Source organism: Streptomyces sp. Q2 (assembly GCF_056820935.1).
In genome coordinates this window covers 22,250-31,849 of the sequence record NZ_JBXEJE010000074.1, presented here as the reverse complement: position 1 = coordinate 31,849, position 9,600 = coordinate 22,250, and the positions used below count along the sequence as shown (strand labels likewise).

Sequence of the window (9,600 nt, the reverse complement as noted above, 5' to 3'; positions counted from 1 at the left end):
CGGCCACTGGGGCCGAGCGCGCCCGCGCCCCGGTGCCAGGCCCGGCCGGGTGTCTCGCCGGCGCCGCACAGCACGCGGGCCAGCAGCCGGTGTGCCTCGCGCCGGTCCGCCGGGGAGCCGGTCTCGTACGCGGCGATCATCGTCCACGTGTCCCGGAAGACGACCCCGCCCGCCGTCGCCTGCGCGATTCCGGCCGCCTCGGCTGCCTCCAACGGCCGGGTGTCGAGGCGGGCGGCCGTGACCGCGCGCAGGAAGGCACGGGTCGGGAGCGGGTACTGGTCCGCCGCCGCGAGGAGCAGGAGCAGGCGGGTGTCGTCGGGCAGCGTCTGGATCCGGGCGCGGTGTGCGCGCAGCAGCCCGGGGGCCAGTTCGGCCGGTTCCGTCGGCAGCGGGTCCAGGCCCGCCGACTGCCGTTCGGTGAGCCGCGGCAGGAGTTCGGCGGCGGCGCGCGGATCGCCGTACACGGCACGCAGCACCCGTACGCGGACGCCCTCAGGGAGCGGATGAGCGGACCACTTGCACGTGTCCATGAGCCGCGGTGGCGAAGTGCGGTCGAGCGGCGGGGGGTTTACCGGTGTCACCACACCTTTGACGTTACTGGCGAGTTAATTGACACGTAAAGACCGGCGATTTCGCCGATGCGGCGCGTTCGGCCCCCGCCTGACACTCCTGGCCACTCCCCACCCGCTCCAGGAGGCATCATGCGCCGTAAGCCTCGCATCGCCATGGCCCTGTCGGCCGTGACCGCGTCGCTCCTCGCGTCCCTCTCGCTCGCCGCGGCTCCCGCCGAGGGAGCGACCCGCAACCCGGTCGTCTTCGTGCACGGCCTGAGCAGTTCGGCGAGCAGTTGGGACGACTGGATCGCCGACTTCAAGGCCGACGGCTACACGTCCGCGGAACTCACCACCTGGTCGTACGACTGGACCAAGTCCAACGCCTCCACCGCTCAGCAACTCGCGACCCAGGTCAAGAACGTGCTCGCGAGGACGGGTGCCACGAAGGTCGACCTGGTCGTGCACTCCATGGGCGCGCTCAGCGCCCGCTACTACCTCAAGAACCTCGGCGGGACGGCGTACGTCGACGACTTCGTCTCGGCCGCCGGTGTGAACCACGGCACGAGCGTCGCCGGGTGGTGCTCGTGGCTCTACACGTCCTGCACCGAGCTGAAGACCGGCAGTTCCTTCCTCACCGCCCTCAACTCCGGTGACGAGACGCCGGGCAGCGTCTCCTACGCCAGTTACTGGTCGAACTGCGACGACGCGCTCACCCCGGACACCAGCGCGATCCTCAGCGGCGCGACCAACGTCGAGGTCGGCTGCATCTCGCACAACGAGATGAACAACGACTACGGCGTCTACCAACAGGTGCGCAACTTCGTCCAGTGAGACGCACGCGGTGAGTTCGCGGGGGTGCGGCGGGCCCGTACGGGGGACAATCCTGGTGAGGCCCGCCTGCCAGGGAGGTTGCCATGCCGCTGCGATCCACGCGATCCGGCAAGGTGTCCCGTGATCCCGTCCACCACCCGCTGTTCGCCCGGTACTACGCCCGGGTCAGTGTGAGCGCCGAGACCAGGATGGGCATGGCCGGCGTGCGCGAGCGGCTGCTGGCCGGGCTGTCCGGGCGGGTCATCGAGATCGGCGCGGGCAACGGGCTGAACTTCGCGCACTACCCGGGCACCGTCTCGGAGGTCGTGGCCATCGAACCGGAGCGGGTGCTGCGGCAGTTGGCCGTGGAGTCCGCCCTGCGCTCCGACGTGCCCGTCGACGTGGTGCCGGGTGCGGCGGAGGCGCTGCCGGTCAAGAGCGAGGCGTTCGACGCGGCGGTGGTCTCGCTGGTGCTGTGCAGCGTGCGGGACGTGCCGCGGGCCCTCGGTGAGATACGGCGGGTGCTGCGGCCCGGCGGCGAGGTGCGGTTCTTCGAGCACGGGCGGGGTGGCGGCCGGGCGATGACCCTCACCCAGCGCGCGTTGGACCGCACGCTGTGGCCGCCGTTGAGCGGCGGCTGCCACGTCGCCCGGGACCCGGTCGGCGCGCTGCGGGACGCCGGGTTCCGACTCGGCCCCTACCGGCAGGTGCTGATGCCGGAGAAGGGCCCGAGACTGCCCACCTCGTACTGCGTCCTCGGCACCGCGTGGCGCCCCGCGCCCGAGGAGCCGTGATCACAGGGTCCACCGGCGCAGTTCCTCGGCGATGTCGTATACGGACGCCTCGCCGCTCTTGACCAGCCGGGCCAGTTCACGCACCTGCTCGGGCGAGGTGACGACCTTGAGGCCGCCGGCGACGAGATAGGCGTAGGCGACGGCGCAGGCGAAGAGGGCGTTGGAGCGCTCCAGGGCCGGGACGTGGATGAGGAGTTGGAGCAGTGCGGCGGCACGCGCGTGCGGGTTGTCGTAGACGGGGACGTCGAAGATCTCCGCCTCGTGGCGTGCGACGGCGGCGACGAGTGCGCCCCAGTCGGTGATCTGAGGATCGCCCGGGATCTTGTGTTCGACGACCATGAGGAGCCAGGCGAGGTCGATCCGGAGGTTGCTCAAGGGATCAGCGGCGACCTTCGTCAGAGCCCTCGCGCTCGTCTCCCGCGGTCACCTTCACTCGAGCGGGGGCATGCCCGTCGAATTCCTCGGCGAAGACGGACTCGTACTGCTTCATGAAGTCGGCGGCGGCTTCCACGAAGGTGTGGCCGACCTCGCCGGTGTCCTGCCTGACCAGTTCCTCGATGTAGCGGTTGACGCTGACGCCGCGGGCCTGGGCGCGTTCGCGGGCGGCGCGGGCGGTGCCCTCGTCGACGCGCACGTTCAGCTGGGTCTTGGCCATGCTTCGACGCTAGCGCCGGGGTGCTAGCACGCGCAAGAGGGCCCTCGCGGCGCCGCACACGCAGAAGGTGCCCCTTACATCGGTATCAGGGACCCGACCTGGGACGGAGGGCGACTCGGCCCCACGAGGGATACCGGGTGTGGGCCGGATCACACTACCCTCGGCCGGGACGACCAGTGCCCGACGCCAGGAGCGACCAGGAGGAGACAGCCTTGTCCACACCCGCTGCTCAGCACGTGCCGGGCCAGGCCCCGGCCGACGGCATCGCCGCCCGCGCCCGCGGCCTGACCAAGGCGTACGGCTCGGGCGAGACGACCGTGCTGGCCCTGGACTCCGTGGACGTGGACATCGCGCGCGGCCGGTTCACGGCGGTCATGGGCCCGTCCGGCTCCGGGAAGTCCACGATGATGCACTGCCTGGCCGGACTCGACACCGTCTCGGCCGGCCAGGTGTGGCTCGGCGACACCGAGATCACGGGCCTGAAGGACCGCGAGCTGACCCGGCTGCGCCGGGACCGGATCGGGTTCATGTTCCAGTCGTTCAACCTCATCCCCACGCTGAACGCGGTCGAGAACATCACCCTGCCCATGGACATCGCGGGCCAGAAGCCCGACGAGAAGTGGCTGGACCAGGTCATCGACACGCTCGGACTGCGGGACCGGCTGGGGCACCGGCCGTCCCAGCTCTCGGGCGGCCAGCAGCAGCGCGTCGCGTGCGCGCGGGCGCTCGCCTCCCGGCCCGAGCTGATCTTCGCGGACGAGCCGACCGGCAACCTCGACTCGCGGGCGGGCCTCGAAGTCCTCGGGTTCCTGCGGGAGGCCGTCGACCAGCTCGGGCAGACCGTCGTGATGGTGACCCACGACCCGGGCGCGGCCGCCCACTCCGACCTGGTGCTCTTCCTCGGGGACGGGCGGATCGTGGACCAGATGGAGCGGCCGACCGCGGAGGGGGTCCTGGAACGCATGAAACGCTTCGATGTGAGCCGGGCCCCGTTCAGCGCCGAGGACGGGGGCACCTCGTCCGACGTCACCCTCGACAAGGACTGATCCCGTGCTCAAGGCGACGCTCCGCAGCTTCCTCGCCCACAAGGGGCGGCTGCTGCTGTCCGCTCTGGCGGTCGTCCTGTCCGTGGCGTTCGTCGCGGGCAGCCTGATCTTCTCCGACACGCTCAGCCGGACCTTCGACCGGCTGTTCGCCTCGACCGCGCCCGACGTCACCGTCAGCCCGAAGGAGAACCTCGACGAGGCGGTGCCGTCCGGCATGACGGCCACCCTGCCGGCCGAACTCGCGGCCCGGGTGGCCCGGATCGACGGGGTCGCCGCCGCGCGTTCGGACGCCGAGGCCGAGAACATCACCGTCGTCGACGACGAGAACGAGACCGTCGGCCCGACCACCGGCGCCCCCACCATCGGCACCGACTGGAACCCGGACGAGCGCAGCCCGGTGGAACTCACCTCCGGCCACGCCCCGCGCGGACCGGCCGAGGCGATGCTCGACTCGGAGACCGCCGACCGCAAGGACGTGGCCATCGGCGACACGCTCACCGTGATCGCGGGCCCCGGCTCCTTCAAGGTCGAGGTCGTCGGCATCGCCACCTTCACCACCACCAACCCCGGTGCCGCCCTGCTCTTCCTCGACCCGGAGACCGCGCAGGAGAAGCTGCTGGGCGACGCGAAGGCCGCCACCAGCATCTCGGTCGACGCCGACGAGGGCGTCAGCGACGACCAGCTGAAGCAGCGCGTGGCCGCCGCGCTCGGCACCGACACCTACGACTACCGGACCGCCGACGAGCAGGCCGAGTCGGACGTCGAACAGCTCGGCGGATTCCTCGACATCATCAAGTACGTCATGCTCGGCTTCGCCGGCATCGCCGTGCTGGTCGGCGTCTTCCTCATCGTCAACACCTTCTCGATGCTGATCGCCCAGCGCACCCGCGAGCTGGGCCTGCTGCGCGCACTGGGCGCCGACCGGCGCCAGGTCCGCCGCTCCGTCCTCACCGAGGCCATGCTGCTCGGCCTGGTCGGCTCCACGCTGGGCCTGGCCACCGGCATCGGGCTCGCGGCCGGGCTGATCGAGCTGATGAACGCGCTCGGCATGAACATCAAGGCCAGCGAGATGCAGATCGGCTGGAGCACGCCGGTCGCGGCGTACGTCGTCGGCGTCGGCGTCACCTTCGTCGCCGCCTACCTCCCGGCCCGGCGCGCGGCGGGCGTCTCCCCGATGGCGGCCCTCTCGGACGCCGAGATCGCGGGCATCGGCCGGCCGCTCCGGACGCGGGCGATCGTGGGTGGTGTCGTCGGGGCACTCGGCGCGGCCGCGCTCGTCGGCTGCGTCACCGCGTCCGAGACCGGTTCCGCGGCCTCCCTGCTGGGCCTCGGCATCATCCTCACCCTCCTGGCCACCGTGATCGCGGGCCCGCTGCTGGTGCGGCCGGTGATCCGGGTGCTCGGCGGCGCCTTCCCGGCGCTGTTCGGGCCCGTCGGCCGGATGAGCCAGCGCAACGCCCTGCGCAATCCCCGCCGCACCGGGGCCACCGCGGCCGCGCTGATGGTCGGCCTGGCCCTGGTCGGCGGGATGTCGGTGGCGAGCGCTTCCATGAGCGAGTCCTTCGACCAGCAGATCGACGAGACGCTGGGCGCCGACTTCGTCGTCCAGAACGGCAACTTCCTGCCCTTCCCGCAGGAGGTCACGGACGCGGTGCGGGACACGGAGGGCGTGGGCCTCGTCGTACGGTCGCGGTTCACCCCGATCGCGGTACGGCTGCCGGACGGCGACCGGGTCGAGACGACGGCGGCCGCCTACGACCCGCAGCTCGACGAGGTCGCCAACATCACGTACGCGCAGGGCGACACCGCGGCCGCGCTCGCGGACGGCGGGTTCGCGATGGACCTGGACTTCGCGCGCGACCACGGCGTCCGGGTCGGCAGCACGATCCCCGTGGAGTTCCAGGGCGGACGCACCACGGAACTGACCGTGGGCGCCCTCACCGACCAGGACGCCGCCGAGGGCTTCGGGACGCAGGGCGGTCTGTACTTCGGACTGGCCACGCTGGAGAGGTTCGCGCCGGGCGGGCAGGACTCCACGCTGTACGTCAACGCGGCCTCCGGGACGAGCGCCGACGACCTGCGTGCGGGCCTCGAGCGGACACTCGACCCGTATCCGCAGGTGCAGGTGCGCGACCTGGCCGACTACAAGGAACTCGTCCACGACCAGATCGCCGTGCTGCTCTACCTCGTGTACGCGCTGCTGGGGCTCGCGATCGTCATCGCCGTCCTCGGCGTGGTCAACACCCTTGCCCTGTCGGTCGTGGAGCGGACCCGGGAGATCGGGCTGCTGCGGGCCATCGGGCTCGCCCGGCGACAGCTGCGCCGGATGATCCGGCTGGAGTCGGTGGTGATCGCGGTGTTCGGCGCGGTACTGGGGCTCGCCCTGGGGCTGGTGTGGGGGGTGTGCACCCAGCAGGTCCTGGCCTTGCAGGGCATGAACGCGCTCGCCATTCCGTGGGGCACGATCGTCGCGGTCGTCGTCGGCTCGGCGGTGGTGGGGGTCGTGGCGGCGCTGCTGCCCGCGCTTCGTGCCTCCCGCATGAACGTGCTGGCGGCCATCGCGCACGAGTGATGGAATCACGGCGAGTACTCAAGTCGCTTGCCGCTGAGGAGAGTTCATGTCGCGTCCGTTCCGCTTCGGTGCCAGCATGATCGTCCCGGCGCCCGCCGAGGACTGGCGGGCCAAGTGCCGACGGGCCGAGGAGCTCGGTTACGACGTGATCCTGGTCCCCGACCATCTCGGTATGGTGGCGCCCTTCCCGGCCCTGGTCGCGGCGGCGGAGGCGACCCAGCGGCCGCGGCTGGGCACGTTCGTGCTCAACTCCGGCTTCTGGAACCCCGCGCTGCTGGCCCGTGAGGTCGCCACCACCGACGCGCTGACCGGTGGGCGGCTGGAGCTCGGCCTCGGCACGGGATACGTCCAGGCCGAGCACGACACGGCCGGGCTGCCGTACGGCTCGCCGGGTGAGCGGGTCGACCATCTCCAGCGCACGATCGAGGAGTTGGAGCGCCTGCTCGGCTCCTCGGAACTCCCGCACGCTCGGCTTCGCCCGAGCGAGGAGAACCCCGTGCCGCAGCCGGCGCAGCCCCGGGTGCCGCTCATGGTCGGCGGCAACGGTGACCGCATGCTGCGGCTCACCGCCGAGCACGCCGACATCGCGGCCTTCACCGGGGCGCGCCCGGTGCCCGGGGACAGGGCGGGGAAGATGCTGCCGATCACACCCGAGGAACTCGACGAGCGCGTGGCCCGGTACCAGGATCTGGCGAAGGGCCGCGCGGAGCCGGCCGAGCGCAACCTCCTCATCCAGCTGGTGGTGATCACCGACGACCCGGAGGCCGCCGTGCGGCCCCTCGTGGAGCGGGTGCCGGACCTGACCGTGGGGCAGGCCCTGGAACTGCCCCTCGTGCTGGCCGGCTCCCTGGAGGAGATCACCGGGAAGGTGCTGGCGCAGCGCGAGCGGTACGGGTTCTCCTATCTGACCGTGCTGGAGCCGTACATGGAGGCGTTCGCGCCGGTGGTCGCCCGGCTGCAGGGCCGATAACCGTCCGGATCCTGGAATTCCGCGTCCCGGTCCGGCGGGCGTGATGGGATCGCCGTATGACCGACCTGTGGATACGGGCCGCGACGCCCGACGACCTGGACACCGTGCTGGCCTTCTGGAAGGTGGCCGCCGAGGGGACGAGCATCAGCGACGACCGGGGCGGTGTGGAGCGGCTGGTCGCCCGCGACCCCGAGGCCCTGATCCTGGCCGAGCTCGACGGAGAGCTGGTCGGCACGGTGATCGCCGGCTTCGACGGCTGGCGCTGCCATCTGTACCGGCTCGCGGTGCACCCGGACCGCCGCCGCCGGGGCATCGGCGGCGCCCTGCTCACGGCCGCCGAGGAGCGTTTCGTACGGCTCGGCGGGCGCCGCGGGGACGCCATGGTGCTCACCCGCAACGAGACCGCGCACCACGCGTGGCGGGCCGCCGGCTACACGCCCGAGGAGAAGTGGCGGCGCTGGGTGAAGCCCCTGACGGACTAGGCCAGGACTGGCCCCAGACCCCCGATCGCACTCTTTTGCCCATCCTTTACCCTTGGTGGGCCACTCGGTCCTCCATGAAAGGTGTGAGCGTCCGCCCATGGGCGAGCCTCCCAGTACGCGACATCGCGCGATCCTCCCTGCCCTGTCCGACCATGGGACGGAGGTGACCCGATGACAGAAGTGCTCTTGCTGCTGGTGGCGATCCTGCTCTCACTGGCCTGTGGCGCCTTCGTCGCCGCCGAGTTCTCGCTGACCACCGTCGAGCGCGGCGAACTGGAGCGCGCCGCCGAGCGCGGCGAGCGGGGCGCGGCCGGGGCCCTGAAGGCCGTACGGAGCCTGACCTTCCAGCTCTCCGGCGCACAGCTCGGCATCACGGTCACCAACCTGGTGGTCGGCATGCTCGCCGAGCCGTCGATCGCCGCGCTGATCGCGGGCCCGCTGGAATCCATGGGCGTCTCGCGCTCCACGGCGAGCTCGCTCGCCCTGGTGCTCGGCACGGCCCTGTCGACGGTCTTCCTGATGGTCGTCGGTGAACTGGTGCCGAAGAACTGGGCGATCTCCTCGCCACTGGCCGTCGCCAAGCGGGTGGGCAACGCGCAACGCTGGTTCAGTGCCGCGTTCCGCCCCTTCATCACCCACCTCAACAACACCGCCAACCGCGCGGTGCGGCTCTTCGGCCTGGAACCCGCCGAGGAACTGGCCTCCGCGCGCGGCCCGCAGGAGCTGGCCGCGCTGGCCCGCTACTCCGCCCGCGAGGGCGCCCTGGAGGCGGACACCGCCGAGCTGTTCGTACGGACACTGAACCTCGCCGACCTGACCGCGGAGAACGTGATGACACCGCGCGTGCAGGTCATCGCCCTCGACGCGCAGGCAACCTGCGAGGACGTGGCGAACGCGACCAGGGCGACGGGACTGTCCCGGTTCCCCGTCTACCGCGGCAATCTCGACTCGGTCGTGGGCACCGCGCACATCAAGGACGTCCTGGCGATCCCCGCCGGGCGCCGCCCCCGTGTCCCCGTCTCCGAGCTGATGCGCGAGCCGCTCCTGGTCCCGGAGTCCCTCACCGTCGACCGGCTCCTGGACCGACTGGCCGGCAAGCGCACGATGGCCGTGGTCATCGACGAGTACGGCGGTACGGCGGGCGTGGCCACGCTGGAGGACATCGTCGAGGAGGTCGTCGGCGAGGTACGGGACGAGCACGACCCGCACGAGACGCCCGACCTGGCCCCCGCCGGCACCGACGACGACGGCCGCACCCTGTACTCCGCGGACGGCTCCGCCCGCACCGACCAGCTCGCCCGCGTCGGCCTGAGGGCGCCCGACGGGCCCTACGAGACTCTTGCCGGACTCGTCGCGACGGAACTCGGCCGCATCCCCGCCGTCGGTGACCGCATCGAGGTCGCGGGCTGGCGGCTGGACGTGGTGGACGCGTCGGGCCGCCGGGCCGCCCGGCTGCTGCTGCACGCACCGCTGAACGACGAGATGACGGAGGTGGAAGGCACGTGACCGCCGTCCAGTTGCTGATCGGTCTGGCGACCCTCGTCGTCAACGCCTTCTTCGTGGGCGCCGAGTTCGCCCTGATCTCCGTACGCCGCAGCCAGATCGAGCCCCACGCCGACCAGGGCGACCGGCGCGCGAAGAGCGTGCTGTGGGGACTGCGGCACGTGTCCGCGCTGATGGCGGCCGCGCAGCTCGGCATCACCCTGTGCACCCTGGN

General features: G+C 71.7%; 9 protein-coding genes and 2 pseudogenes. 8 read left to right on the top strand and 3 right to left on the bottom strand.

Translation table 11 applies throughout. The annotated features are described in order from the left end of the window. Nucleotides 1-530: pseudogene (locus ACWBNA_RS45575) on the bottom strand (LuxR family transcriptional regulator); the annotation flags it as partial. Nucleotides 531-698: 168 nt separating this feature from the next. On the opposite strand from ACWBNA_RS45575, the gene ACWBNA_RS45570 reads away from it, so the two are divergent. Further along, nucleotides 699-1,385 (top strand): esterase/lipase family protein, encoded by a 687-nt coding sequence (locus ACWBNA_RS45570; protein WP_482710497.1) that lies wholly within the window; start codon nucleotides 699-701, stop codon nucleotides 1,383-1,385. A gap of 83 nt (nucleotides 1,386-1,468) precedes the next feature. Beyond that, nucleotides 1,469-2,158, top strand: a complete 690-nt coding sequence (locus tag ACWBNA_RS45565) for a class I SAM-dependent methyltransferase (RefSeq protein WP_482710495.1) — start codon at nucleotides 1,469-1,471, stop codon at nucleotides 2,156-2,158. Here ACWBNA_RS45565 and ACWBNA_RS45560 read toward each other — a convergent pair whose 3' ends face one another. After that, on the bottom strand, nucleotides 2,159-2,533 hold the full coding sequence (locus ACWBNA_RS45560; protein WP_482710494.1) for a fic family toxin-antitoxin system, toxin component: 375 nt from the start codon (nucleotides 2,531-2,533) through the stop codon (nucleotides 2,159-2,161). 4 nt (nucleotides 2,534-2,537) lie between these two features. Next, nucleotides 2,538-2,813: a toxin-antitoxin system HicB family antitoxin gene (locus ACWBNA_RS45555; protein ID WP_482710493.1), complete on the bottom strand. Its 276-nt coding sequence runs from the start codon at nucleotides 2,811-2,813 to the stop codon at nucleotides 2,538-2,540. Nucleotides 2,814-3,025: 212 nt separating this feature from the next. Between ACWBNA_RS45555 and ACWBNA_RS45550 the strand changes: the two genes are divergently transcribed. The 6 genes and pseudogenes from ACWBNA_RS45550 to ACWBNA_RS45525 form a co-directional block, all read left to right on the top strand. Then, nucleotides 3,026-3,859: an ABC transporter ATP-binding protein gene (locus ACWBNA_RS45550; protein ID WP_482710492.1), complete on the top strand. Its 834-nt coding sequence runs from the start codon at nucleotides 3,026-3,028 to the stop codon at nucleotides 3,857-3,859. A 4-nt stretch (nucleotides 3,860-3,863) separates the two neighbouring features. Then, on the top strand, nucleotides 3,864-6,431 hold the full coding sequence (locus tag ACWBNA_RS45545; RefSeq protein WP_482710491.1) for an ABC transporter permease: 2,568 nt from the start codon (nucleotides 3,864-3,866) through the stop codon (nucleotides 6,429-6,431). Between the two features lie 46 nt (nucleotides 6,432-6,477). Continuing rightward, entirely contained in the window at nucleotides 6,478-7,401 is a 924-nt protein-coding gene (locus ACWBNA_RS45540) for an LLM class F420-dependent oxidoreductase (protein ID WP_482710490.1), read from the top strand. A 56-nt stretch (nucleotides 7,402-7,457) separates the two neighbouring features. Beyond that, the gene (locus ACWBNA_RS45535) at nucleotides 7,458-7,883 is read left to right on the top strand and encodes a GNAT family N-acetyltransferase (RefSeq protein WP_482710489.1); all 426 of its coding nucleotides are present in this window, start codon (nucleotides 7,458-7,460) and stop codon (nucleotides 7,881-7,883) included. 171 nt (nucleotides 7,884-8,054) lie between these two features. Beyond that, the gene (locus ACWBNA_RS45530) at nucleotides 8,055-9,389 is read left to right on the top strand and encodes a hemolysin family protein (RefSeq protein ID WP_482710488.1); all 1,335 of its coding nucleotides are present in this window, start codon (nucleotides 8,055-8,057) and stop codon (nucleotides 9,387-9,389) included. Next, nucleotides 9,386-9,598: pseudogene (locus ACWBNA_RS45525) on the top strand (CNNM domain-containing protein); the annotation flags it as partial. The gene ACWBNA_RS45530 and the pseudogene ACWBNA_RS45525, both read left to right, overlap by 4 nt. Between the last annotated feature and the right edge of the window lie 2 nt (nucleotides 9,599-9,600).

What these genes read in the sequence shown, in the direction of transcription:
- ACWBNA_RS45555 (WP_482710493.1), bottom strand. Translation starts at nt 2,813, where the DNA reads ATGGCCAAGACCCAGCTGAACGTGCGCGTCGACGAGGGCACCGCCCGC.
- ACWBNA_RS45535 (WP_482710489.1), top strand. Translation starts at nt 7,458, where the DNA reads ATGACCGACCTGTGGATACGGGCCGCGACGCCCGACGACCTGGACACC.
- ACWBNA_RS45565 (WP_482710495.1), top strand. Translation starts at nt 1,469, where the DNA reads ATGCCGCTGCGATCCACGCGATCCGGCAAGGTGTCCCGTGATCCCGTC.
- ACWBNA_RS45540 (WP_482710490.1), top strand. Translation starts at nt 6,478, where the DNA reads ATGTCGCGTCCGTTCCGCTTCGGTGCCAGCATGATCGTCCCGGCGCCC.
- ACWBNA_RS45530 (WP_482710488.1), top strand. Translation starts at nt 8,055, where the DNA reads ATGACAGAAGTGCTCTTGCTGCTGGTGGCGATCCTGCTCTCACTGGCC.